Here is a 446-nt window from a genome sequence, read left to right as displayed (position 1 = left end):
GCCGGCACTTTGTACCCGCACTTTATCACTGAGTGACGGCGGCAAACCGACACGCACATTCCGGTCAGCAAAAATAATGCGCTCCTGCCCCACTTTGAGTGAGAGGGATAATGGAATGCGTTCCCATGTCATCAGTTCATCAGCTTTTGCGCCCACGCTGAACAGCAATATGCTGACCAGTCCTAACCAAATACGACGGCAGCCAGGTAGATATCCTCTCATTGAAACACGCCCTTTTTCTCTTCCTGTGGTTGTGGCATCGCTTCCAGCCGCTGGGGCATGCCGTCGTAACAATCCAGTGCCAGCCCAAAGGGATTACGCTCGGCATCCCCTTCCCAGCGCACCACTTTCAACGGATAACGTACCAATGCCCGTTTGACCGGTTCAGCGTGATAGTATTCATCGGCCACCAAATCCAGCCGGACCACCCAGTTATCCCGGTCACG

General features: G+C 54.3%; 2 protein-coding genes. Both read right to left on the bottom strand.

Annotated elements, in window-relative coordinates; genetic code table 11:
- Positions 1-222: DUF3438 family protein (locus AAC147_RS10705; RefSeq protein ID WP_047686577.1), on the bottom strand; the 222-nt coding region annotated here is incomplete at its 3' end.
- On the bottom strand, positions 219-446 hold a 228-nt coding region (locus tag AAC147_RS10700; RefSeq protein WP_047686574.1), incomplete at its 5' end, for a DUF2895 family protein. The genes AAC147_RS10705 and AAC147_RS10700, both read right to left, overlap by 4 nt.

Source organism: Xenorhabdus sp. NBAII XenSa04, assembly GCF_963866145.1.
In the GTDB taxonomy this organism is placed as follows: domain Bacteria; phylum Pseudomonadota; class Gammaproteobacteria; order Enterobacterales; family Enterobacteriaceae; genus Xenorhabdus; species Xenorhabdus indica.
The sequence above is the reverse complement of the archived record's forward strand: the minus strand, read 5'-3'. Positions and strand labels throughout refer to the sequence as shown.